Source organism: Streptomyces sp. SM18 (assembly GCF_002910775.2).
GTDB lineage: Bacteria > Actinomycetota > Actinomycetes > Streptomycetales > Streptomycetaceae > Streptomyces > Streptomyces halstedii.
Genome location: NZ_CP029342.1, coordinates 6,236,387 through 6,260,628, shown reverse-complemented (window position 1 = coordinate 6,260,628; position 24,242 = coordinate 6,236,387). Strand labels below are relative to the sequence as shown.

Here is a 24,242-nt window from a genome sequence, read left to right as displayed (position 1 = left end):
CGCACGATGGTCCCCCTCCCCTCCGTACCGCTCGCTTGCTCGCGATGAAAGGGCCGCAATGACGCAGACCTTCCCCGGCGCCGCCCCACGGCGCGGTGTGCTGGCCATCGACGAGGGCACCACGGGCACCCGGGCCGGTGTCGTCCTCGACTCCGGCGCCGCCCACGAGGTGCTCTACCGGCCGATCAAGGTCAGCCATCCGGACGACCTCTCCGTCGAGCAGGACCCGATGGAGATCTGGACCGCCACGCTGGACGTGGCGCGCCGGGCCGTCGGGCGGGCCCGGGAGGACGGCATCACCGTCACCTCGGTCGCCCTGTCCACCCAGCGGGCCACCGCGATGCTCTGGGACCGGGTGACCGGCCGGCCGCTGCTGCCCGCCGTGGTGTGGCAGGACCGGCGGTACGCCGCCGAGCTGACCGCGTACGAGACGGAGTGGGACGCCGTCCTGCTCGCCCGGCAGGGGCGGCCCGTGGGGGCCCGCGCCCCGTTCCTCTGGGCCGCCCGGCAGATCGCCACGCACCCGGAGGCCGCCGAGGCGCACCGGGCCGGGCGGCTGCTCTTCGGCACCGTGGACACCTGGCTGATCTGGCGGCTGACCGGCGGGGCGGTGCACGCCACCACCCCCACCAACGCCGCGTCCAGCGGCGGGTACCTCCTCACGGAGCACGCCTGGGACGAGGAGTGGATCGGCCGGCTCGGCTTCCCCCTCGACCTGCTGCCCGAACTGCGGTCCGACGACGCCGGGTTCGGCACGACCGACCCGGCCGCCCTCGGCATCGCCGTCCCGCTGGCCGCCTCCATGGGCGACCAGCACGCGGCCCTGGTCGCGCTCGGCGGGCTCACCGCCGGGCAGGGCATGGTCATGTACGGGACCGGCGCCTTCGTGGACGCCGCCACCGGCACCGTGCCCGCCCTGCCCCGGCCGGACATCTCCGGGGTGCTCGCCCAGCCCGGCCGGCGGCAGGGCGGCACCAGCCACTACAGCCTGGAGGCCTACACCTCCACGGCGGGTTCGGCGATGCGCTGGCTCTGCGACGACCTGGGCCTGTTCGCCTCGCCGAAGGAGCTCGGTGAGGAGGCGGGCCGGGTCCCCACCCGGCCGGGCCGCACCCCGCGTTTCGTGCCCTCGCTCGCGGGGGTACGGACGCCGGTCTGGCACCCGGAGTCCACCGCCGCCCTCACCGGGCTCACCCTCGCCACCACCCGGGCCGACCTGGCCCGCGCCGTCCTCGACGGGATCGCGCACTCCGTGTGCGACCTGATCGACGGGATCGCGGACACCATGGGCGGACCGTTCACCCGGCTGCGGCTGGGCGGCGGGGTCTCCGGCAGCGACCCGCTCATGCAGATCCAGGCCGACCTGACCGGGCTGGAGCTGGAGCGGGTCGCCGACTCGGCCACCGCGAGCCTGCGGGGCACCGCCTATCTGGCCGGAACCGCCCAGGGGCTGTGGTCCTCGCTCGACGAGGTCGTCGAGGCCCAGCCGCACGGCCGTGTCTTCCGTCCCTCCGTCTCCCGGGCCGAGCGCACCGCGCAACGCGCCGCCTGGCGGGACGTCCTCATCGCCCATCTGGGAGACCCGGAGCTGCGCCCGTACGGCGCGCCCGGCTCTCCGCCGCACACCCCCCACTGACGGCGCCCTCACCGCCGCCCGGCGGCCGGCCACCCGACCACTCGGCCGCCGCACCCGAAACACCAGGAGTTGATGTCGTGATCACCTTGCCCGCCCGGAAATCCCGGAGCAGCGCCGCGGCCACCCGCCGCACCCCCTTGCTGCTGGACCGTCAGGCGCTCAAGCGCCGGCTGGCCGACGACACGTACGACGTGGTCGTCATCGGCGGCGGCATCACCGGTGCGTACGCCGTGCTGGACGCCGTCTCGCGCGGGCTGCGCGCGGCGCTGGTCGAGAAGGACGACTTCGCGTCCGGCACCTCGTCGAAGTCCTCGAAGATGGTGCACGGCGGTCTGCGCTACATCGAGCAGGGCAACGTCAACCTCGTACGCCACTCGCTGCTGGAGCGGCACCGCTTCCGCAAGAACGCCCCGCACCTGGTCCACCGGCTGCCGTTCCTCTTCCCGGTCCTGGAGAAGGAGGGGGTCTTCGACGCCCGCCTCGCCAAGGGCTTCGAGGGCCTGCTGTGGACGTACGACCTGGTCGGCGGCTGGCGGATAGGCAAGCTGCACCAGCGGCTCACCGTCCCCGAGGTGCTCGCCCAGGCGCCGACCCTGCGCGCGGAGAACCTCAAGGGCGGGCTGGTGTACTTCGACGCCCGCACCGACGACGCGCGCCTGGTGCTGACCGTCGTACGGACCGCCGCCGCGCTCGGCGCGACCGTACTCAACGGGGCGAAGGCCGAGGGGCTGCTGACCCAGGCGGGCCGGGTGTCCGGGGCGCGGGTGTCGGTGGACGGCGACACGATCGACATCCGGTCCCGGGCCGTCGTCAACGCGACCGGGGTGTGGACCGACGAGCTGGACGCGAAGGCCGACGAGGGCCACCGCCCGCAGGTCCGTCCCGCCAAGGGCGTGCACATCGTGGTGCCGTGGGAGAAGGTGCGGATCAACTGCACCGTCACCGTGCCGATCCCGGGCCGGGCCCGCCGCGCGACCTGCACCCGCTGGGGCGACCGCGTGGTGCTGGGCACCACGGACGAGGACTACCAGGGTTCCCCGGACGACGTGCACTGCACCCGCCGGGAGATGGAGTTCCTGCTGGAGGGCGCCAACACCGCGTTCGAGGGCACGCTCACCGAGGACGACGTGGTCGGCTCGATCGGCGGGCTGCGGCCGCTGGTCGGCGGCAAGGAGGGCGCGACCCTCGACATGCGCCGCGACCACCACATCACCATCGGCCGCACCGGCATGGTGACGGTGACCGGCGGCAAGCTCACCACCAGCAGGCACATGGGCGAACTGGTCATCGACAAGGTGATGACCGTGCTCGGCCGCAAGGCGTCCAGCCGCACCGCGAAGCTCCCGCTGCTCGGCGGCGCGGGGTACGACGCGGAGGCCGTCGCCGCCTCCGGCGGCCTCGCCGCTCACCTGGGCGAGCGCTACGGCACGGAGGCCCGGTTCGTCGGTGACCTGATCCAGGAGGACCCGTCGCTGGCCGAACCGGTCGTCGCCGGACTCCCCTACACCCGTGCGGAGGTCGTCTACGCGGTCCGCGCGGAGCTGGCCCGGTCGGTCGACGACGTCCTCTCCCGCCGGCTGCGCGCCCGGCTGTTCGCCCGCGACGCGTCCGCCGACGCGGCCGAGGCCGTCGGCGCGGTCCTCGGCCGCGAACTGAACCTCCCGGACGCCGAGGTGGAGCGCTCCGTCTCCGCGTACCTCGCCTCCGTCCGCCACGAAAAGTCCGTACTCCTCGAAGGGGCAGCAGCATGATCAGCCGTCAGACCATCACCCACCCGTTCAACCGCGGCGACTACACGGTCGGCGCCCCGAGCTTCGCCAAGTGGGCGCGGAACACGCCGGTCGGTGACGGCGAGGCCGCGCTCCAGAGCGATCCCGTCGAGGTCCCCGAGGCCGTCGTGGAGGCGCTGCGGGAGGCCGCGCACGCCGTGCACACCACCCGTGAGGAGGTCGTCACCCGGACCCGCGACTGGTGGGCGGGCTCGATGATCGGTGAGACCGAGGGCCGCCCGGCGACCCCGGACGCGGTGGTCGTGGAGGCGGTGGACGCCGACCAGGTCGCGGCCGTGCTGCGGATCTGCCACGCGGCCGGCGTCCCGGTCACCCCCTCCGCGGGCCGTTCCAACGTGACCGGTGCGGCGCTCCCCGTCTTCGGCGGTGTGGTGCTGGACGTCTGCGGGCTGAACCGCATCACCGCCTTCGACGCCGAGTCGAACGTCGTCAGCGTCGAGGCCGGCATGTTCGGTGACCTGTTCGAGAAGCAGTTGCAGGAGGAGTACGGCGTCACCACGGGCCACTGGCCCTCGGCGTTCGCGGTCTCCACGGTCGGCGGCTGGATCGCCTGCCGCGGTGCCGGCCAGCTCTCCACCCGGTACGGGAAGATCGAGGACATGGTCGTCGGCGTGGACGTCGTCCACGCGGACGGCACCCGCGCCACCTACGGCGACTACACCCGCGCCGCGGTCGGCCCGGACCTGCGCCAGCTGTTCGTGGGCTCCGAGGGCACCCTCGGCGTCATCGTCTCGGCGCGGCTGCGTGTGCACCCGCTGCCGACGTACGCCAAGGCGGTGGCCTTCGGCTTCGCGAGCTTCGCGGAGGGCCTGGACGCCTGCCGGAAGATCATGCGGCGGGGCGCGACCCCGGCCGTGCTGCGCCTGTACGACGCGCTGGAGTCGGGCACCCACTTCGGTCACCCCGAGACCAATCTGCTGCTGATCGCGGACGAGGGCGACCCGGCGATCGTGGACGCCTCTATCTCGGTGGCCACCGAGGTCTGCTCCGCGTACGGCCCCGAGCTGGACAGCGACGCGGTCTTCACCCGCTGGCTGGACGAGCGGATGCTCGTCGGCAAGTCGGCGGACGGCTTCACCCCGGGCCCGGGATTCGTCGCGGACACCCTGGAGATGGCCGCGTCCTGGGCCGACCTCCCGGTGATCTACGACGAGGTGGTCGCCGCGATCCAGTCCGTGGACGGGACGCTCGCCGCCTCCGCCCACCAGTCGCACGCCTACACCGACGGCGCCTGCGTCTACTTCTCGCTGCGCGGTGAGGTGGCGCCGGAGTCCCGCCGCGACTGGTACCGGGCGGTGTGGGACGCGGCCAACGCCGTGCTGATCAGGCACCGGGCGGCCCTGAGCCACCACCACGGCTGCGGTCTGCTGCGCGGCCCCTACCTGGAGGAATCCCTCGGGGCCGGGTTCGCGACGTTCGTCGCCGTCAAGAACGCCCTGGACCCGGCCGGAATCCTCAACCCTGGCAAACTGGGACTCCCCAGCCGATTCGGTACGTCTCCGCTGAACTGACCCAGCACCGGCCGCACCCCTTCACCAGGCAGGCTTCGCCATGACCCACTCCCCGTCCCGGTTCGGCCGGCCGCTCGATCCCCGGCTGGCCTCGGCGTTCGCCGAGGTCCCGGTGATCGCCTCGGTCGTCGGTACGCAGCCGCTGCGGCAGTTCCTCACGGCTCCGGCCAGAGGATGCATCCTCGCGTCGTTCGCCGTGGGGCAACTGCCCCAGGTGGTACCGGCGCTGGGACGGGCGGGCAAGCTCGTGTTCGTGAACGTCGACAGCAGCCCCGGTCTGGCACAGGACCGGGGCGCGCTGGAGTTCATCAAGAACATGGGCGCCCACGGGGTGGTCAGCACCCGGCTCTCGCTCATAGAGAAGGGCCGGCCCCTCGGCCTGCTCACGATGATGAAGGTGTTCGTCACCGACCGGTCCAACCTGCGCCGCTCCACGGACGCGATCTCGCGCGGCGCACCCGACCTGGTCGAGATCATGCCCGCGCCGATCGTCGGCCGGATGACCGCGCAGGCCCAGCGCGCGATGTCCCCCTCGGTCGCCGCGGGCTTCGTGGAGAGCGCCGCCGACGTGGCGCTGGCACTGGCCCTCGGCTCCGCCGCGGCCGCCACCTCCGATCCCCGCCTGTGGCACCTGCGCCGGGACCAGCTGCCGCCGGTCCCGGCCTCCGCCCTCAACAGGCCCGCACCACCCCAGGAGTAGTCCCCGTGACGTACGTAGTCGTCGCCCGTTACCGCACCAGGCCCGGGGAGCAGGACACCGTCCTGCCCCTCCTCGACACCATGGCCGCCGCCTCCCGCCGGGAGCCGGGCAACCTCGCCTACCGGGTCCACCAAGGTGTCGAGGACCCCCGCACCGTCCTCCTGTACGAGGAGTACGCCACCGAGGCGGACTTCACCGCGCACTGCGCCACCGAGCACTTCCGGGAGATCGTGCTCGGCCAGGTCGTCCCGCTGCTGGAGAGCCGCGACGTGCTGCGCTGCGCGCCGCGTGCGGAGGTGGGGGCGTGAAGACGCGGGCCGCCGTGCTGCGCGGGACGTCCGTCTCCCGCCCGTACTCCTCGACCCGTCCCGTCGAGGTGGAGGAACTGTCCCTCGGGGCGCCGCGCGAGGGCGAGGTGCTGGTCCGGATAGCCGCGGCCTCCCTGTGCCACTCCGACCTCTCGGTGGTCAACGGCGACCGGGTCCGCCCGCTGCCGATGGCGCTGGGACACGAGGCGGTGGGCGTCGTCGAGGAGACCGGCCCGGGTGTCCGCCGGTTCGCGGCGGGTGACCATGTGGCCCTGGTCTTCGTGCCGAGCTGCGGCTTCTGCCGGGACTGCTCGGCGGGCAGGCCGGCGCTCTGCGAACGCGCGGCCGCGGCGAACGGTTCGGGCGGGCTGCTGCACGGCCCCTCCCTCCTGACGGACGCCTCGGGCGCACCGGTCCACCATCAGCTGGGGGTGTCCGCGTTCTCCGAACACGCCGTCCTGGCCCAGGAGTCGCTGGTGCCGATCCCGAAGGACGTGCCGTTCGCCGTCGCGTCGATGTTCGGCTGCGCGGTGCTCACGGGCGCGGGCGCGGTGATCAACACGGCGTCGGTGCGCCCCGGGGAGTCGGTCGTGGTGTACGGCCTGGGCGGTGTGGGCCTGTCGGCCGTCCTGGGCGCCCGCGCGGCCGGGGCGTACCCGGTCGTGGCGGTGGACCCGGTCCCGGAGAAGCGTGAACTGGCCCTGCGGCTGGGGGCGTCGCACGCGTTCGCCCCGGAGGAGGCCGGGGCCGTCCGCGAACTGACCGGTGGCGGCGCCGGGGTGGCGGTGGAGGCGGTGGGCAGCCCGAAGGTGATGGCCGACGCCCTGTCGGCGGTCGCCCGGGGCGGCCGGGTCGTCTCGGTGGGGCTGCCGGCCCCGGACCGGGTGCTGGAGGTGCCCGCCCTGGCCTTCGCGGGGGAGGGCAAGTCACTGATCGGTTCGTACATGGGTGACGCGGTACCGCGCCGGGACATCCCGCGCTTCCTGGACCTGTGGCGGGCGGGCCTGATGCCGGTGGAGCTGATGCACACCGGCACGCTGCCGCTCGCGGACGTCAACACCGCCTTGGAGGAGCTGGCTTCGGGCCGGGCGATCCGTCAGGTGCTCGACACCTCGGTTCTGTCGGCAGCCTGAGCGGTCGCCTTTGTCGGGGGTCGTCCTGGGGAGCCGGCCTCCGTACGGCGGGGCGGGGGCGGCGGCCGCACCGGCGCGGCGTTTCCGCCTGGGCGCACCCTGTCACATGTCACAGATCCCGGGCGGGGCCACTTACCGTGCGGGGTGCGTACCGGCGCGGCCCGGCCCGGCATGGCGCTGCCCGGCGGTCACACCGGCGCTCCGCCCCCACCCGGACGTACCCTGTGACATGTCACAGCCCGGCCCCAAGGAGAGCCGCCAGGGCCTCCCGCCGGGGCGGCAGGGTGCCGTGGCCGGCGTCGTCAGGCCCCGGGGCTCACGGCACAGTGCTGGGGACCATGCCCGCGTCCGCGTCGTACGCCGCACGCCAGCTCTCCCAGATTCCCGTCAACTCCCGCTCCACGGCCGGGGCATGGGTGTCCAGCAGCCGGACCTGCGCGCCGGGGCCGGCCAGGGCCGTGCGGGAGGGGTGGGGCGGCCCACCGGGGTCGGCGCCCAGGGCGGTGACGGCGCCGATGACCCGGTGCGGGCCCAGGATGCCGGGGAGTTCGCGTACGTCCGGGTCGGTGAGGTCCAGGTCCTCGACCAGCAGTTCCCGGCCGTCGTGGACCGCCCGGGTGGTGGCCCTCATCCGGCCGCCCCGTTCGCCGGAGCGGCCGAGGACCAGGGTGTCGCGCCACAGCATCCGGGCGCCGGGGGCCAGGGTGACGTCCATCGCGCGGGACACGGTGGCGCCCGAGGAGACCACGAACGGCCGTGACTCCCAAGTCAGTTCGCCACCCTCGGCGACCTCGACCCCGGCCCGCCACGCGGACGTGCCGCCCCGGTGGTCGTAGGCGACGAGTCCGGCCGGTTCCACGACGTGCAGCCGGGCACCCGGCCCGACGGTGATCCGGATCCGCAGGTCGTCGCCCGCCAGGAGGCCCGCCGTGGTACCGACCAGGGCGACGTGGAGTCCGTCGGCGGCCGGCAGCAGGGGGCGCGGGGCGAGGAAGGTACCGGGAGCCAGTTCGCCGGCCACGTCCCGGCCCGAGGCGTCACGGTGGACCGTGACGACGGTCGGTGCGTCGTGACGGGTCACGGGTGCGAGTGGCTGTGCGGCGCCATCGGCCCCGGGTCGGTGGGCACATGGCTGCCGGCACGGTGCCGGGCGAGCACCGACCGTACCCAGTCGGCCAGTTCGGTGACGGAGGCCGGGTCGTGCTTGGACAGGGCGAGCACCGGCAGACCGTCGCGCACCGCCTGGGCGTCCGCGACCATGCCCGCCACGTCCACCTCGACGTGCGGGGCGAGGTCCGTCTTGTTGATGACGAGGAGGTCGGCGCCGGTGATGCCGGGGCCGCCCTTGCGGGCCACGTCGCCGCCGCCCGCGACGTCGATGCAGAAGATCTGCGCGTCGGCGAGCGCCGGGCTGAAGGTGGCCGTGAGGTTGTCGCCGCCGCTCTCCACGAGTACCAGGTCGAGCGGCCCGTACGCCTCCTCCAGGTCCTCGACGGCGTCGAGGTTGGCGCTGACGTCGTCGCGGATGGCGGTGTGCGGACAGGCTCCGGTCTCCACGGCGCGGATGCGCTCGGTGGGCAGGACCCCGGCGGAACGCAGGAAGCGGGCGTCCTCGTCGGTGTAGATGTCGTTGGTGACGACGGCCATGGACAGTTCGCCGGCCAGGATGCGGCAGAGCGTCGCCAGGATGGAGCTCTTGCCGGTGCCGACCGGCCCCGCGACGCCGATGCGCAGGGCGCGGGGCTGGTTGAGGGGTGCGTGGAAGTGCTGGTTGGTGTTTTCGCTGTCAGGCAAGGAAGAGTCTCCGTTCGCTTCGTTCGTGGTCGAGGGCCCACTGCTCGGTGAGCGGGGCGGTGCGGGCGGGAATCCCGTCCGGGGTGCGGACCGCCAGGGCGGCGGCCACCGCGTCGGCGGCGTCCGGTTCGGCCGCCAGGATCCAGGCGACCGAGTCGAGCGGGTCGCCCGGCAGCAGCTTGAGGGCGGCGGAGGTGAGGGTCTGGAGCTCGTCGTAGACCACGGCGTACGCCAGTTCCTCCTCGCCCACCGACAGGGCCGCCCCCAGCGCGCCGAGCGCCACCGGGCGCAGCGGCCGGGGCCGCGCCGTCGCGAGGGCGCGGACGGCGGGGTGGCCGGGGGCGAGCCGCCGGGCGAGCCGGTGGACGCCCCGGCCGAGTGTGGTGGAGGCCGCCCGCAGCGGGGCCGCCGGGGTGCGGGCTTCCAGGGCCCGCTGTACGGGGCCGTAGTCCACCGGGTCCTGTCCCCCGGCGCGCAGGGCCAGGACGGCGGTGGCGGCCTCGGTGACTGCGGTGGTGTGCAGCCGGGCGCGCAGCAGGGCGGGGATCCGGTCACGGGTGAGGCCCGCCGCGACGGCCGGTTCGAGCCCGGCGCTGTAGGTGTACGCGCCGACCGGCAGCCGGCCGTCGGCGAACAGCAGCGGTGCGAGGGAGCCCATCAGAACATGCTGTACCGCTGGGCGAGCGGCAGTTCGGTGGCGGGGGCGGGTTCGACGAGTTCCCCGTCGATGTGGATGGCGAAGGTCTCCGGGTCCACGTCGATGGCGGGCAGGGCCGTGTTGTTCGGCAGGTCCGCCTTGGTCAGATGGCGCGTGGGGCGTACGGCCACCAGCTCCCGTTCCAGGCCCAGGCGTTCGGCGAGGCCGTCCTCCAGGGCGGCCGGGGCGACGAAGCTGACCGACAGGTGGGCGGCGGCCCCGGCGGCGGCGGTGGGGCGCAGCAGGACGGGCTGGGTGGTGGGGATGGCGGCGTTGGCGTCACCGAGGGGCGCGTGGACGACCATGCCGCCCTTGATGACCGCGGCCGGGCGGATGCCGAAGAACGCCGGGTCCCACAGCACCAGGTCGGCGAGCTTGCCGGGTTCGACGGAGCCGACGACGTGGTCGATGCCGTGGGCGACGGCCGGGCAGATCGTGTACTTGGCGACGTAGCGGCGGGCGCGTTCGTTGTCGGCGGGCAGGCTGGTGCCCCGGTCACCGAAGCGCTGCTTCATGACGTGGGCCACCTGCCAGGTGCGGCAGATGACTTCGCCGACGCGTCCCATCGCCTGGGCGTCGGAGGAGGTGATGGACAGGGCGCCGATGTCGTGCAGGACGTCCTCGGCGGCGATGGTGGTCGCCCGGATGCGGGACTCGGCGAACGCCAGGTCCTCCGGCACACGGGGGTTGAGGTGGTGACAGACCATCAGCATGTCGAGGTGTTCGGCGACGGTGTTGACGGTGTGCGGGAGCGTCGGGTTGGTGGACGCCGGGAGGATGTGGGGGTGCGAGGCGACGGTGATGATGTCGGGGGCGTGGCCGCCGCCCGCGCCCTCGGCGTGGAAGACGTGGATGCCGCGTCCGCCGATCGCGGCGAGCGTCCCCTCCACGTAGCCGGCCTCGTTGAGGCTGTCGGCGTGCAGGGCGACCTGGAGTCCGTAGGTGTCGGCGGCGCGCAGGGCCGCGTCGATGGCGGCGGGGGTGGCGCCCCAGTCCTCGTGGACCTTGTAGCCGCCGGCGCCGCCGAGCGCGGCCTCGCGCAGGCCTTCCTCCCCGACGGTGGAGCCCTTGCCGAAGAGCATGACGTTGAGCGGGACCCGGTCCAGGGACCGGTGCATCATCGCGAGGTTCCAGGCGCCCGGGGTGACCGTGGTGGCCTTGGACCCCTCGGAGGCGCCGGTGCCGCCGCCGATGACGGTGGTGGTGCCGGTGGCGAGGGCCTCGTGGAGGGTCTCCGGCATCAGGAAGTGGACGTGGGTGTCGACGGCCCCGGCGGTGAGGATGCGGCCCTCGCCGGAGACGACGTCGGTGCCGGGACCGATGACGAGGTCCGGGTGGACACCGTCGCTCATGTCCGGGTTGCCGGCGCGGCCCAGGGCGACGACGCGTCCGGCGCGTACGCCCACGTCGGTCTTGACGACACCCCAGTGGTCGAGGACGACCACGTTGGTGACGACCAGGTCGAGGGCGCCCTCGGCGCCGGAGGTGGTGGCCTGGGCCATCGACTCGCGGATCGACTTGCCGCCGCCGAAGACGGCCTCGTCCCCGCCGAAGCAGCGGTCCTCCTCCACCTCGATCCACAGGTCGGTGTCGGCGAGGCGGACGCGGTCGCCGGTGGTGGGGCCGTACAGCGCCGCGTAGGCGGCACGGGTCAGCTGTGCCATCAGTTCTCCTCCCCGGCCGTGGTGTCGGCGGATTCGGATGCGGTCTCAGGGGTGCCGGACGCGGCTTCCGAGGGCTCGGAGGCGGTCTCGGAGGCATCGGACGCGGTCTCGGGGGCGTGCTTCGTCCGCACCACGAGGCCGGGCACCTCCCGTCGGCCGCCCAGGGCCACGAGGGCGACGTCGGCACCGACTCCCGGTTCGAAACGCAGGGACGTTCCGGAGGGAATGTCGAGACGGAATCCCTCCGCGAGCGCACGGTCGAAGGAAAGGGCGGGATTAGCATCGGGCAAATGGAGGTGCGAGCCGACCTGAATGGGACGGTCGCCGTCATTCACCACGGTCGTATACCTGATCTCGCGTCCCGCGTTGATCTCCAGAACTCCGGATCCGGTCCGGATCTCACCGGGGATCACGGGATCGGGGAGGTGATCGTGACGAGCTTGCGCCCGTCGGGGAAGGTCGCTTCGACCTGCACGTCGTGGAGCATCTCCGGGACGCCTTCGAGCACGTCGGAGCGGGTGAGGACGGTACGGCCCGTGGTCATCAGCTCATGGACGGGGGCGCCTTCCCGGGCTCGTTCCAGGACCCAGCAAGCGAGCAGGGCGACCGCCTCCGGGTAGTTGAGCAGAACCCCGCGCTCCCGTCGGTCACGGGCGATCATTCCGGCAACACTCAGCAGCAATTTCTCCGTGTCGGACGGAGTCAGAAACATGGGAAACCTCCATGGCGGCATTTCCCGGAATTCCCGGAAGCGCCCGAGCCACGCTCCTCTTATAAGCCTTCCGGGAGGCCCGTGGCAACTCGCCCCGCACCGCAAAAAGTCTCTTTCTGGGGTTATCGCCCGCCATATACGGGCAAACCGGACATAATTTGATCGTTCAAACGTATACGAGGAGGTGGTTCCGCTTCCCGCGCGGGAAGCGGAACCACCTCCACCGGCCCCTTCCGGAGGGTCAGTTCAGCCCGAGGCCCGGTACGCGGTCCGCCCCGGCGCGACCGCGGCGGCGCCCCAGCCTGCCCCGCCGGGAGGCCCGTCGCTCAGGCCACCCGGGCCAGTGGGGCCGTGCCCTCGTGGTGGATCGGGGTGTGCGCGCCCCTGAGCGGTACCCCGCTGCCGCCGCGCCGTCCGGCGACGATCTCGGCGACGATCGACAGGGCCGTCTCCTCGGGCGTACGGGCACCGAGGTCGAGGCCGATCGGCGAGTGCAGGGTGGCCAGTTGGCGTTCGGTGACCCCCACGTCGCGCAGCCGCTCGTTCCGCTCCAGGTGGGTGCGGCGCGAGCCCATGGCCCCGACGTAGCCCACCGGCAGCCGCAGGGCCAGTTCCAGCAGCGGCACGTCGAACTTGGCGTCGTGGGTGAGGACGCAGAGCACCGTGCGGGCGTCCACCTCGGTGGCGGCGAGATAGCGGTGCGGCCACTCGACGACCACCTCGTGGGCGTCCGGGAAGCGGGCCCGTGTGGCGAAGACGGGGCGGGCGTCGCAGACCGTGACGTGATAGCCCAGGAACCGGCCGGCGCGTGCCAGAGCGGCGGCGAAGTCGATGGCGCCGAAGACGATCATGCGGGGCGGCGGGACGCTCGACTCGACGAGCAGGGTGACGGGGCTGCCGCAGCGCGCTCCCTCGGCGCCGACGGTGACCTGGGCGGTGCGGCCCGCGTCCAGCAGGGCGCGGGCCTCGGCGGCCGCGGTGCGGTCCAGCTCCGGATGTCCGCCGAGCCCGCCCTCGTGACGGCCGTCCGGGTGGACGAGCAGGGGGCGGCCGAGCAGCTCGTCCGGGCCCTCGGTGACGCGGACGACCGCCGCCGCGGTGCCGCCGGAGGCGGCGGCGAACGCGGCGGCGTACACCGGGCGCGCGGGATCGTCCGCGCGCACCGGTGCGACCAGGATGTCGATGACGCCGCCGCAGGTCAGGCCCACGGCGAACGCGTCGTCGTCGCTGTATCCGAAGCGCTCGCGCACGGGGGTGCCGTCCTGGAGCGCCTGCCGGCACAGCTCGTACACCGCGCCCTCCACACAGCCGCCGGAGACCGAGCCGATCGCCGTGCCCTCGCTGTCGACGGCGAGCGCGGCACCCGGCTGCCGGGGCGCGCTGCCGCCGACCGCCACGACGGTGGCCACGGCGAACGCGCGGCCCTGCCCGACCCACCGGTGGAGCTCTTCGGCGATGTCCAGCATGGCGTGTCTCCTTCTGGGGGAAGTGCGGAGGGAAGTACGTCAGCTGACGCCGAGCCAGCTCTCGATGGGGTTCAGGGCGAAGTAGACGAGGAAGACGAACGTCAGGACCCACATGAAGGCACCGACGTCCCGGGCCCGGCCCTGGGCGGCCTTGATCGCGGCGTACGAGATGACGCCCGCGGCGACCCCGGTGGTGATGGTGTACGTGAAGGGCATCAGCACCACGGTGAGGAAGACCGGGACGGCGACGGAGCGGTCGCCCCAGTCCACGTGCCGGGCGTTCTGCATCATCATCGCGCCGATCACGACCAGGGCGGCGGAGGCCACCTCGGCCGGCACGATCGCGGTCAGCGGGGTGAAGAAGAGGCAGGCCGCGAAGAAGAGCCCGGTGACGACGGAGGCGAGCCCGGTGCGGGCGCCCTCCCCGACGCCGGTCGCCGACTCCACGAAGACGGTCTGGCCGGAGCCTCCGGCGACACCGCCGATCGCGCCGCCCGCACCGTCGATGAACAGCGCCTTCGACAGGCCCGGCATCCGGCCCTGGTCGTCGGCGAGTTTCGCCTCCGTACCGACCCCGATGATGGTGGCCATCGCGTCGAAGAAGCCGGCCAGCACCAGGGTGAAGACGATCATGCCGACCGTCATCACCCCGACGTCGCCCCAGCCGCCGAACTCGACGTTCCCGAAGAGCGAGAAGTCGGGTGAGGAGACCGCGCCGCCGGTCAGCTCGGGCGGTCCGCTGCTCCAGGACTTCGGGTCGATGTCCGCGACCGCGTTGAGGGTGATGGCGACCAGGGTGCCGGCGACGATGCCGATCAGGATCGCGCCGGGGACGTTGCGCGCCTGGAGCATGAAGATCAGCAGCAGGGTCACGGCGAAGATCAGGACGGGCCAGCCGGCGAGCTGTCCGCCGGGGCCGAGGGAGAGCGGGGTGGCCGTGCCCTGGTGGACGAAACCGGCCTTGTAGAGGCCGATGAGCGCGATGAACAGGCCGATGCCGATGGTGATGCCGTGCTTCAGGGCGAGCGGGATCGCGTTCATGATCAGCTCGCGCAGGCCGGTGACCACCAGCAGGCAGATCACCACGCCGTAGACCACGCACATGCCCATCGCCTGCGGCCAGGTCATGGCCGGGGCGACCTGCGAGGCCAGCACACCGGAGACGCTCAGTCCGGCGGCGAGCGCGAGGGGCACCTTGCCGACGAAGCCCATCAGCAGGGTGGTGGCCGCCGCGGCGAGCGCGGTGGCGGTGATCAGCCCGGACTGCCCGAGCACCTGGTCGTGGACGTCCTTGCCGCCGAGGATCAGCGGGTTGAGCAGGAGGATGTACGCCATGGCCATGAAGGTCGTGACGCCACCGCGCACCTCACGCGCGACGGTCGATCCTCTCTCGGAGATGTGGAAGTACCGGTCGAGCCAGGACCGTCCGGCGGGGACGCGCGAGCCGGGGCCCGCGTCCTCCGGACTCGTCCTGGGTTCCACTGACTGCTGGGTCATGTTGCCTTACTCCCAAGGTTCACAGGGGCACCCGCGTGGAGCTGCGTGATTGCGGGATTTGGGATGACTGCGAGGCGCACGACCCGGGGGACGGCCCGAGGCGAACTCTTCTTGCAGGTGGGGGCTGGTGCCCCGGGCGGTACGCGTGTACCGCCCGGGAGTTCAGGCGCCGGCGATGTGCTCGGGGCGCACCGGCGTCCGGTCGAGCTCCAGTCCGGTCGCGTTCCGGATCGCCGCGAGGACGGCCGGGGTGGACGACAGGGTGGGGGCCTCGCCGATGCCGCGCAACCCGTACGGGGCGTGGTCGTCGGCGAGTTCGAGCACGTCGACCGGGATGGTCGGCGTGTCGAGGATGGTGGGGATCAGGTAGTCCGTGAAGGAGGGGTTGCGCACCTTGGCGGTCTTCGGGTCGACGATGATCTCCTCCATGACGGCGACCCCGAGTCCCTGGGTGGTACCGCCCTGGATCTGGCCCTGGACGGAGAGCGGGTTGAGCGCCTTGCCGACGTCCTGGGCGCACGCCAGCTCGATGACCTTGACCAGGCCGAGTTCGGTGTCCACCTCGACCACCGCGCGGTGCGCGGCGAAGGAGTACTGGACGTGGCCGTTGCCCTGTCCGGTGCGCAGGTCGAAGGGTTCGGTGGGCCGGTGGCGCCACTCGAGCTCGATGTCCACCGCCTCGTCCTCCAGCACCTCGGCGAGGGAGGCGAGGACCTCGCCGCCGTCGGTGACGACCTTGCCGTCCTCCAGGAGGAGTTCGGCGGTCGCCCAGGCCGGGTGGTAGGTGCCGAGCTTGCGGCGGCCGATCTCCAGGACCTTCTCGCGGACGGCCTCGCAGGAGTGCTTCACGGCGCCGCCGGTGACGTAGGTCTGCCGGGAGGCCGAGGTGGATCCGGCCGAGCCGACCTGGGTGTCCGCCGGGTGGATGGTGACCTGGCTGACGCCCAGTTCGGTACGGGCGATCTGGGCGTGGACGGTGACGCCGCCCTGCCCGACCTCCGCCATCGCGGTGTGCACGGTGGCGACGGGTTCGCCGTTGATCACCTCCATGCGCACCCGGGCGGTGGAGTAGTCGTCGAAGCCCTCGGAGAAGCCGACGTTCTTCAGCCCGACGGCGTACCCGACCCCCCGCACCACACCTTCGCCGTGCGTGGTGTTGGACAGGCCCCCGGGCAGCGCGCGTACGTCCACGGAGCTGCCCTCCGCGTCGGCCGAGAGCCACTGCCGCTCGGGCGGCAACGGCCGGGCCTTGACGCGGCGCAGGAGTTCGGCGACGGGCGCCGGCGAGTCGACGCGCTGCCCGGTGGGGAGCAGGGTGCCCTGTTCCATGGCGTTGAGCTGCCGCAGTTCGACCGGGTCCATGTCCAGGGCGGCGGCGAGCTTGTCCATCTGCGCCTCGTAGGCGAAGCACGCCTGGACCGCGCCGAAACCGCGCATGGCGCCGCAGGGCGGGTTGTTGGAGTAGAGGGCGATGGCCTCGATGTCCACGTCCTCGACCACGTACGGTCCCACCGCGAGCGAGGAGGCGTTGCCGACGACGGCCGGGGAGGCGGAGGCGTAGGCGCCGCCGTCCAGCACGATCCGGCACTTCATGTGGGTGAGCCTGCCGTCCCTGGTGGCGCCGTGCTCGTAGTGGAGCCTGGCCGGGTGGCGGTGGACGTGGCCGAAGAAGGACTCGAAGCGGTTGTAGACCATCTTGACCGGCTTGCCGGTGCGCAGCGCCAGCAGGCAGGCGTGGATCTGCATCGACAGGTCCTCGCGGCCACCGAAGGCACCGCCGACACCGGAGAGCGTCATACGGACCTTCTCCTCGGGCAGCCCCAGGACGGGGGCGATCTGCCGGAGGTCGGAGTGGAGCCACTGGGTGGCGACGTACAGCTCGATCCCGCCGTCCTCGGACGGTACGGCCAGACCCGACTCGGGGCCGAGGAAGGCCTGGTCCTGCATGCCGAAGACGTAGTCGCCGGTGACGATCACGTCGGCGCGCGCGGCGGCCGCGTCGGCGTCGCCCCGGACGACGGGCTGGCGGTGGACGATGTTGGGGTGCGGGACGTGCCCGATGTGGTGGTCGGTGCGGCCCTCGTGGACCAGGACCGCGTCGGGGGCGGTGGCCGAGGCCTCGTCGGTGATCAGCGGCAGCTCGGCGTACTCGATGACGATCTTGGCGGCGGCGCGGCGGGCGGTCTCGGGGTGGTCGGCGGCGACGAGCGCCACCGGTTCGCCGTGGTGGCGGACCTTGCCGTGGGCGAGGACCGGGGTGTCCTGGATCTCCAGCCCGTAGTTCTTCATCTCCGCGGGCAGGTCGTCGTAGGTCAGGACGGCGTACACGCCGGGGGTGGCCAGCGCCTCCCCGATGTCGATGGAGACGATCTCGGCGTGCGCGACGGTGGAGCGGAGCGTGTGGCCCCACAGCATGTCCTCGTGCCACATGTCCGAGGAGTACGCGAACTCCCCGGTGACCTTGAGGGTGCCGTCGGGGCGCAGGGTGGACTCACCGATGCCGCCCCGGGTCTGCGAGCCCTGGGTGATCTTGGTGGGGGTGCCGGCCGGGACGGATCCGGTGCGCGGCTGGGGTGCCGTGCTCATCGGACCGCCTCTTCCTGACGGGCGGCCGCGAGACGGACCGCGTCGAGGATCTTCTCGTAGCCGGTGCAGCGGCACAGGTTGCCGGAGAGCGCCTCGCGGATGTCCTGGTCGGACGGTGAGGGGCGGCTCTCCAGCAGTTCGTCGGCGGCGACCAGCAGGCCGGGGGTGCAGAAACCGCACTGCACGGCGCCCGCGTCGATGAACGCCTGCTGGATCGGGGAGAGTTCGGCCGAATCGGCGCTCCGCGCGTCGCTGGGCCTGGCCTGCCACCGCTGGGCGGCGTCGAGCGAGGTACCACAGGTCCCGGCGGCGCAGCCGGTGCCGGGGTGGGCGTCCTCGCGGTGCCGGGCGTAGTCGGCGAGGCCCTCGACGGTGACGACCTCGCGGCCCTCGGCCTGGCCGGCGGCGACCAGGCAGGAGCAGACCGGCACCCCGTCCAGGCGGACCGTACAGGAACCGCATTCGCCCTGTTCACAGGCGTTCTTGGAGCCCGGCAGGCCCATCCGTTCGCGCAGGACGTAGAGGAGGGACTCGCCCTCCCAGACGTCGTCGGCCTCCTGCGGGCGGCCGTTGACCGTGATGGTGACGCGCATGATCAGGCAGCTCCTTCAAGGGGGCGGCGCGTGCCGCGGTACTGCTCCCAGGTCCAGCCCAGCGTGCGGCGGGCCATGATGCCGACGGCGTGCCTGCGGTAGGCGGCGGTGCCCCGTACGTCGTCGATGGGGTTGCAGGCCCCGGCGACCAGCTGGGCGAACCGCTTGGCCACCGACGGGGTGATGATCCGGCCGTTCTCCCAGAACCCGCCCTCCTCCAGCGCGGCGTTCAGGAACTCCTCGGCCTCCTTGGCCCGGACCGGCGTGGGGGCCGCGGAGCCGATGCCGGTGCGCACGGTGCGGGTCCCGGGGTGCAGGGCGATCCCGAAGGCGCACACGGCGATGACCATCGCGTTGCGGGTGCCGACCTTGGAGTACTGCTGCGGCCCGTCGGCCTTCTTGACGTGGACGGCCCGGATCAGCTCGTCCGGGGCGAGGGCGTTGCGCTTGACGCCGGTGTAGAAGGCGTCGACGGGGATCATCCGGGTGCCGCGCACGGAGGCGGCCTCCACCTCGGCACCGGCCGCGAGCAGCGCCGGGTGGGCGTCCCCGGCGGGCGAGGCGGTGCCCAGGTTGCCGCCGACACCGCCGCGGTTGCGGATCTGCGGCGAGGCGACGGTGTGCGAGGCGAGCGCCAGTCCGGGCAGCTCCGTGCGCAGGTGCTCCATGATCGCGCTGTACGGTACGGAGGCCCCCAGGCGTACGGTGTCCTGGCCCACCTCCCAGGTAGCCAGTTCGCCGACGCGGTTCAGGTCCAGCAGGTACTCGGGCCGCCGGTGGTCGAAGTTGATCTCGACCATCACGTCGGTGCCACCCGCGATGGGCACAGCGGTCGGGTGCGCGGCCTTCGCGGCGAGCGCCTCCTCCCAGCTGGCGGGGCGAAGGAAGTCCATGGGCTCTCTTCTTCTCGATCGGGTCGTACGACGGGGCGGGGACGGCCGGCCCTGTGGTTCGTTCCGTGGTGTGACGCGGTGTGTGACCCAGTACACAAGCCGTGCCCGGCCCGGTGCAGTCACCGAAACCATGAAGCAATTGGCTGGCCCGTGTCCGTGTCTTGTAGATTCGAACGAATGGCGGGTATCGGCAACCTCACGGCAATTCACAGGGAACGGCCGGTGTCCCCGCCCCCTGTTCTCCCCTCCCCCTGTTCCCCTGCACCCCTTCCCCCTTCGAAGAAGAACGGCGGCTATCGACGATGCGGCTGCGCGCACTGCTGGACACCGACGCGCTGGGCCTGAGCCTGCTCGGCGGCGAGGCCGAGCTGGACCGCGCGGTCCGGGGCGTCATGACGACCGACCTGCGCGACCCCAGCCGCTACCTCTCCGGGGGCGAGCTGGTGCTCACGGGCCTGGCCTGGCGCCGGGACGCCGAGGACTCCGAGCCCTTCGTACGGATCCTGGCGGGTGCCGGGGTGGCGGGCCTGGCGGCGGGTGAGGCGGAGCTGGGCGCCGTGCCCGGCGACCTCGTCGAGGCCTGCGTGCGCCACCGGCTGCCCCTGTTCGCCGTGCACGAGAAGGTGGCGTTCGCCACGATCACCGAGCATGTGGTGCGCCAGGTCTCCGGCGAGCGGGCCGGTGACCTCGCCGCGGTCGTGGACCGGCACCGCCGGCTGATGACGTCGGGCCCGGCGGGCGGCGGCCCCGAGGTGGTCCTGGACCTGCTCACCTCCGACCTGGACCTGCGGGCCTGGGTGCTGTCCCCCACGGGCCGGCAGATCGCCGGGGCGGGCGAACCGCTGTCCGCCCCGGTGGGCGCGGCGCTGGCCGGGAAGCACCTCGCGGCGACCCGTACCGGACGGCGCGGCCCGCACCGGGCGGAGGCGGACGGCAGGACGTACTCGCTGTTCCCGATCTCCGGTGGACGGGACACGGAGGCCGGGGCGTCCCGGGGCGCCCGCGCGTCGGTGCTCTCCGACTGGCTGCTGGCCGTGGAGGCCGACGCGGGCGAGTGGCCACCGGCCCGGCTCGACCTGCTCCAGGGCGTCACCCAGCTGATCGCGGTGGAACGCGACCGCCGCGACGCCGCCCGCACGGTACGCCGCAGACTCGCCCAGGAGATCCTGGAACTGGTCCAGACGGGCGCCGCCCCGGCCGAGATATCGGCCCGGCTGCGGGTGGCCGCCCCGGTCCTGCTGCCGGGGCTCGGTACGGCTCCGCACTGGCAGGTCGTCGTGGCGCGGGTCGAATGGGCGTCCGAGGGCGCGGGGTCCGGGGCGGAGCCGGCGAGCGGCCGGGCGGCCCAGGCGCTGCTGGAGGAGATCCTGGTCGACCCGCTGGTGACGGGGCCGGACTCCGCGGACCGTATCGCCGTCGCGCACACGGGAGGCGAGGCGGTCGCGCTCGTCCCGCTGCCCTCTTCGGGGGCGGGGGCCGGTGCGGGTCCGGGTGCCGTCGCGGGGCCGGGGTCCGGTTCCGTTTCCGGTCATGGTCCTGGTTCCGGGAGACCCGCCGGAGCGGCGTCCCGGGAGGCGTCGGCGACCGGGCCGGCCGCGGTGGCACCACAGGGCGGGCCGTCCGGCGCCGGAGCCGGCCCGAAGGCCGCCTCCGGATCCGGCAGCAGGGCCGGGACCGTCTCCGGCCCCGCGTCCGGGTCCACGTCCAGTTCCGGTTCTGTACCGGGTTCCGCTTCCGGGCCCGGGGTCCCGGGTGCGCGGGACTCCGCGCTGCACGCCGACGCCCTTCTCTCCGCCGTCCGCGAACCGCTGTCCGCCGGACTGGCGGACGACGGCCGTCTGACACTGGGTGTCAGCGCCGCCGTGCACTCGGCGGAAGGGCTGCGCGGCGCCCTGGAGGAGGCGCGGCACGCCCGCCGGGTCGCGGCGGCACGCCCCGGGCGGGTCTGCGCCGCCGGCCACCACGAGCTGGCCTCCCACGTCCTGCTGCTGCCGTTCGTACCGGACGACGTGCGCCGCGCCTTCACGGCCCGGCTCCTGGACCCGCTCCGCGACTACGACCGGCGCCACCGCGCGGAACTGATCGAGACCCTGGAGGCGTTCCTCGACTGCGACGGCTCCTGGACCCGCTGCGCGAGCCGGTTGCACCTGCACGTCAACACACTGCGCTACCGCGTCGGACGAATCGAGCAGTTGACGGGACGCGATCTTTCCCGGCTGGAGGACAAGCTCGATTTCTTCCTCGCCCTGCGTATGAGCTGATCGCACGGCCCTATCACGGCCACGCCGGGTCCAGGCCGATTGTGAAATCTTTCACCTGACATTGTTCCGACCCCTTGGCCCGGCGTGCCATTCCGTGCTGAGATGCGCGCAGACTCAGGCCGACCGGCAGCGGAGGACGGGAGAAGACGCGGGGCCTGGCGTGTGCAGCCGCACGGCGGAGGACCGGGCCCCTTACGGTCTCCCCCGCACCGCGGATGCGCCCGCCGGACCCGGCGGCCGCCACGTCCCCGCGCCGGCCGACCTCCACAGCTCGATGGCGCGCTCGGGGAGGGCAATGTGGCGCATCCCGCCATGTCTGGTTCCGGAACGACAGCCGATGATGACGATCCGCCGCTCCAGACAGCGGTGTGGCGGCTGCGCTCACGGGCCTGCTGGACCGACGCGGCCGCGCTCCTCGAACCCCACGCGTCCACCGATCCCGCGGCCGCCCTCCAGCGGACCTCGCTGCTGACCGAGCGGTGCCTGTACACCGGGACCGGCTGGACGGACGCCGAGGACGCGCTGCGCACGGCGGAGGCGCTCGCCCAGGACGACATCGAGCGCGGCGCGGCCGCCTGTGAGCGGGGCTACCTCGCCTACGCCTCGACCCAGCTGGGGGCACGCGACCGGGCCGACGAGGCGAGCGTGGCGCTGAGCAGGGCGGCGGCCCTGCTCCCACCGGCCGCGCCGGGCCGCCCCCTGCTGGACTTCCGCCGCGGGCTGATCGCCCAGAACATCGCGGAGTCACCGCAGTCGGCGCGGGCCGCCTACCGCAGGGCGCACGCCGGCGCCACGGCCCGCGGAGACGCGCTCCTGCTCTCGTTCACCTGGCGGCACCTGGCGTCGCTCGCCCTGCGCGAGGGTGAACTCGCCGAGGCGCGGCACGGCTTCGCGGAGTCGCTGCGGATAAGGGAGGAGCTGGGCTACCTGGTGGGGACCGCCCCGGCCCTGATCTCGCTCGCCGACGCGGAGACCGGGCCCGAGGCGGCCCGGCTGCGCGCGGAGGCGGGCCGGCTGTTCCGGCTGCTGGGCGGGGTACCGACGTGGCTGGCCTCGCGTCTGGAGCCGCCGGACCCGGAGACGGTGGAGGCCAACTGACCGAGGGACCGTCGTACCGGGGGCTCGTCGCGCACCGGGCGGCGGTCCGCCACGGCCCGGCCGGTCAGGTCTCCGCGCCGTCGAAGTGCCCGCGCACCAGGGACTGCGCCGCGGTCAGATCGCGGGCGGCGAGCGCGTCCAGGAGCGCCGTGTGCTCGCGGGCGTCGGCCAGCAGATCCGCCCGGCGGCTCCCGTGGCCGCCGCCCAGGGGCCACTGGGAGCGGCGGTGGAGGTCGTCGGCGACGGCCACCAGCTGGTCGTTGCCGGAGAGGGCGAGCACCGCACGGTGGAAGGCCCGGTCACGTTCCGCGTAGGCGGCCGGGTCCCCGGTCGCGGCCGCCACGACGGTGGCCTCGGCCAGCGGGCGCAGCCGGCACCAGTGCGCGGCCGGCACGGTGCGGGCGAGCCGCAGCATCACGGGGACCTCGATCAGCGCGCGCACCTCGGCGAGTTCGGCGAGCTGGCGCGGGCCGCGTTCGCTGATCCGGAAGCCCCGGTTCGGTACGACCTCCACGGCGCCTTCGAGCGCGAGCTGCTGCATCGCCTCGCGCACCGGTGTGGCGGAGACCCCGAAGCGGGCGCCGAGCGCCGGTGCGGAGTAGACCTCACCAGGGGTCAGCTCGCCACCGACCAGAGCCGCGCGCAGGGCGTCCAGGATCTGGCCGCGCACCGAGTGCCGCTGGACCGGCCGGGGCGCGGCCGGCTCGCCGTGGGTGTGCTCCCCGCGCGCCTGTTCGGGCACCCGGGCGGTCACCGTCGCCTGAGCCGCCCCGGCCGCGCCCCCCGGGGGACGGGCGGCCGACGGCGCGTGGGGCGGGGTCCCCACGGACACGTACGGCGTCGGCGGCCGCACCTCCTCGCGCGCACTGCCCTGGTCCACCGGAATCCTCCTCGCACTGGTGGGCCCGGCTCGCGTGTCTCCGGCCCCCTGTGCACGATAGGCGGAGCAGACCTCAGTTCACATACCGATCGAGTCGGGTAAGGTAAGGCTTACCTGTAAATGATCGTGATTCGGTGGTCCCCGCATGGCCGTCCCCGCTCTCCTCGCGACCTCCGCCCCGTCCCCCGTCGCGCCCGCCTACGCGCGCCTGACCGAGGTGTTCGCCGGGCTGCGCGCCGAGGTGCTCGCCGACGACGCGTCGGCCCCGGCCGGTGACGGCTGGGTCCGCGTGGCCGACCTCGCCACCGGCGGCGCGGCCCTGGACACCTTCCTGGCCTACGACGACGCGCAGGTGCTCCGGGACTACGGCATGCGGGCCCGCCCGGACGTGGTGGCCAGCTTCGGACTGCACCGCTACGCCTGGCCGGCCTGTCTGCTGGTGACGGTCCCGTGGTTCCTGCACCGCCGGGTGCCGCGCGTTCCGGTGGAGCACGTCTCCTTCCACCGGGGACTGGGCCATCTGGCGGTACGGGTACCCACGTTCGCCTGTCTTCCCGACGACCCCGCGGCGGGGCTGCCCGGCGCCCGGGTCGTCGCCGACGAGGCGGCGCTGCGGGCCGAGGTCCTCGCCGCCGTGGCGGAGCACATCGAGCCGGTGCTCGACGGCTTCCGGCCGCGCATGCGCCGTGGCAAGCGGGCGCTGTGGGGCATGGCGACGGACGAGATCGTCGAAGGCCTCTGGTACATCGCCCATCTGCTCGGCGAGGAGAGCCGCGCGATGAGCGAGCTGGAGCTGCTGCTGCCCGGCACCACCAAGCCGTACGTGGGCACGGCGGGCTTCCGTGAGCTGACCGGCCCGAACGGCGAGTCGCTGCCCACCCGGGACCGGGCGAGCTGCTGCCTGTTCTACACCCTGCGGCCCGAGGACACGTGTGTGACCTGCCCGCGCACCTGCGACGACGAGCGTGTCCGGAAGCTGACGCCCGCGTCCTGAAGCGCGCCGCACGGCTCTTCCGGAATCAT

General features: G+C 73.4%; 21 protein-coding genes. 9 read left to right on the top strand and 12 right to left on the bottom strand.

All coding sequences use genetic code 11. From position 1 onward, the window contains the following. The first annotated feature begins 58 nt into the window (after positions 1-58). The 6 genes from B9S64_RS27835 (at position 59) to B9S64_RS27810 (ending at position 7,078) form a co-directional block, all read left to right on the top strand. Positions 59-1,636 (top strand): FGGY family carbohydrate kinase, encoded by a 1,578-nt coding sequence (locus tag B9S64_RS27835; protein ID WP_103489525.1) that lies wholly within the window; start codon positions 59-61, stop codon positions 1,634-1,636. A 77-nt stretch (positions 1,637-1,713) separates the two neighbouring features. Then, complete coding sequence (locus B9S64_RS27830) at positions 1,714-3,387, top strand: glycerol-3-phosphate dehydrogenase/oxidase (protein ID WP_103489526.1); 1,674 nt, start codon at positions 1,714-1,716, stop codon at positions 3,385-3,387. Then, positions 3,384-4,937, top strand: a complete 1,554-nt coding sequence (locus B9S64_RS27825) for an FAD-binding oxidoreductase (protein ID WP_103489527.1) — start codon at positions 3,384-3,386, stop codon at positions 4,935-4,937. Before B9S64_RS27830 ends, B9S64_RS27825 begins: the two co-directional genes overlap by 4 nt. Positions 4,938-4,977: 40 nt before the next feature. Further along, a complete protein-coding gene (locus tag B9S64_RS27820) occupies positions 4,978-5,637 on the top strand; it encodes a glycerol-3-phosphate responsive antiterminator (protein WP_103489528.1) in 660 nt (219 codons plus the stop codon). Positions 5,638-5,642: 5 nt separating this feature from the next. Next, on the top strand, positions 5,643-5,945 hold the full coding sequence (locus B9S64_RS27815; protein ID WP_103489529.1) for a putative quinol monooxygenase: 303 nt from the start codon (positions 5,643-5,645) through the stop codon (positions 5,943-5,945). Next, the gene (locus B9S64_RS27810; RefSeq protein WP_103489530.1) at positions 5,942-7,078 is read left to right on the top strand and encodes a zinc-binding dehydrogenase; all 1,137 of its coding nucleotides are present in this window, start codon (positions 5,942-5,944) and stop codon (positions 7,076-7,078) included. Before B9S64_RS27815 ends, B9S64_RS27810 begins: the two co-directional genes overlap by 4 nt. Before the next feature lie 316 nt (positions 7,079-7,394). Here the strand turns inward: B9S64_RS27810 and B9S64_RS27805 are convergent, their stop codons facing one another. The 11 genes from B9S64_RS27805 to B9S64_RS27755 all read right to left on the bottom strand — a co-directional run bounded on the left by B9S64_RS27805 (position 7,395) and on the right by B9S64_RS27755 (position 18,980). After that, on the bottom strand, positions 7,395-8,159 hold the full coding sequence (locus B9S64_RS27805) for an urease accessory protein UreD (RefSeq protein ID WP_103489531.1): 765 nt from the start codon (positions 8,157-8,159) through the stop codon (positions 7,395-7,397). Continuing rightward, positions 8,156-8,872, bottom strand: coding sequence for an urease accessory protein UreG (ureG, locus tag B9S64_RS27800; protein WP_103489532.1), 717 nt, complete (start codon positions 8,870-8,872; stop codon positions 8,156-8,158). Before ureG ends, B9S64_RS27805 begins: the two co-directional genes overlap by 4 nt. Then, complete coding sequence (locus B9S64_RS27795; protein WP_109492156.1) at positions 8,865-9,530, bottom strand: urease accessory protein UreF; 666 nt, start codon at positions 9,528-9,530, stop codon at positions 8,865-8,867. The genes ureG and B9S64_RS27795 overlap by 8 nt, the downstream gene beginning before the upstream one ends. After that, positions 9,530-11,233 (bottom strand): urease subunit alpha, encoded by a 1,704-nt coding sequence (locus tag B9S64_RS27790; RefSeq protein WP_103488601.1) that lies wholly within the window; start codon positions 11,231-11,233, stop codon positions 9,530-9,532. The genes B9S64_RS27795 and B9S64_RS27790 overlap by 1 nt, the downstream gene beginning before the upstream one ends. Next, positions 11,233-11,646: an urease subunit beta gene (gene ureB, locus B9S64_RS27785; protein ID WP_103488602.1), complete on the bottom strand. Its 414-nt coding sequence runs from the start codon at positions 11,644-11,646 to the stop codon at positions 11,233-11,235. The genes B9S64_RS27790 and ureB overlap by 1 nt, the downstream gene beginning before the upstream one ends. After that, positions 11,643-11,945: an urease subunit gamma gene (locus B9S64_RS27780; protein ID WP_028443780.1), complete on the bottom strand. Its 303-nt coding sequence runs from the start codon at positions 11,943-11,945 to the stop codon at positions 11,643-11,645. Before B9S64_RS27780 ends, ureB begins: the two co-directional genes overlap by 4 nt. Positions 11,946-12,271: 326 nt before the next feature. After that, entirely contained in the window at positions 12,272-13,411 is a 1,140-nt protein-coding gene (locus tag B9S64_RS27775) for an XdhC/CoxI family protein (protein ID WP_103505142.1), read from the bottom strand. 39 nt (positions 13,412-13,450) lie between these two features. Next, complete coding sequence (locus tag B9S64_RS27770; RefSeq protein WP_103488464.1) at positions 13,451-14,908, bottom strand: NCS2 family permease; 1,458 nt, start codon at positions 14,906-14,908, stop codon at positions 13,451-13,453. A 162-nt stretch (positions 14,909-15,070) separates the two neighbouring features. Then, positions 15,071-17,494 (bottom strand): xanthine dehydrogenase family protein molybdopterin-binding subunit, encoded by a 2,424-nt coding sequence (locus B9S64_RS27765; protein ID WP_103488463.1) that lies wholly within the window; start codon positions 17,492-17,494, stop codon positions 15,071-15,073. Next, complete coding sequence (locus B9S64_RS27760; protein ID WP_103488462.1) at positions 17,491-18,087, bottom strand: (2Fe-2S)-binding protein; 597 nt, start codon at positions 18,085-18,087, stop codon at positions 17,491-17,493. Before B9S64_RS27760 ends, B9S64_RS27765 begins: the two co-directional genes overlap by 4 nt. 2 nt (positions 18,088-18,089) lie before the next feature. Further along, positions 18,090-18,980, bottom strand: a complete 891-nt coding sequence (locus B9S64_RS27755; RefSeq protein ID WP_103488461.1) for a xanthine dehydrogenase family protein subunit M — start codon at positions 18,978-18,980, stop codon at positions 18,090-18,092. 302 nt (positions 18,981-19,282) lie between these two features. Here B9S64_RS27755 and B9S64_RS27750 point away from each other — a divergent pair, with 302 nt between their 5' ends. Together B9S64_RS27750 and B9S64_RS27745 are read left to right on the top strand one after the other, a co-directional pair. Then, positions 19,283-21,241: a PucR family transcriptional regulator ligand-binding domain-containing protein gene (locus B9S64_RS27750; protein ID WP_103488460.1), complete on the top strand. Its 1,959-nt coding sequence runs from the start codon at positions 19,283-19,285 to the stop codon at positions 21,239-21,241. Between the two features lie 312 nt (positions 21,242-21,553). Next, the gene (locus B9S64_RS27745; protein WP_103488470.1) at positions 21,554-22,339 is read left to right on the top strand and encodes a hypothetical protein; all 786 of its coding nucleotides are present in this window, start codon (positions 21,554-21,556) and stop codon (positions 22,337-22,339) included. Between the two features lie 64 nt (positions 22,340-22,403). Here B9S64_RS27745 and B9S64_RS27740 read toward each other — a convergent pair whose 3' ends face one another. After that, positions 22,404-23,219 (bottom strand): GntR family transcriptional regulator, encoded by an 816-nt coding sequence (locus tag B9S64_RS27740; RefSeq protein WP_103488459.1) that lies wholly within the window; start codon positions 23,217-23,219, stop codon positions 22,404-22,406. A gap of 145 nt (positions 23,220-23,364) precedes the next feature. Here B9S64_RS27740 and B9S64_RS27735 point away from each other — a divergent pair, with 145 nt between their 5' ends. Continuing rightward, positions 23,365-24,213, top strand: a complete 849-nt coding sequence (locus B9S64_RS27735; RefSeq protein WP_103488458.1) for a (2Fe-2S)-binding protein — start codon at positions 23,365-23,367, stop codon at positions 24,211-24,213. Positions 24,214-24,242: the final 29 nt, after the last annotated feature.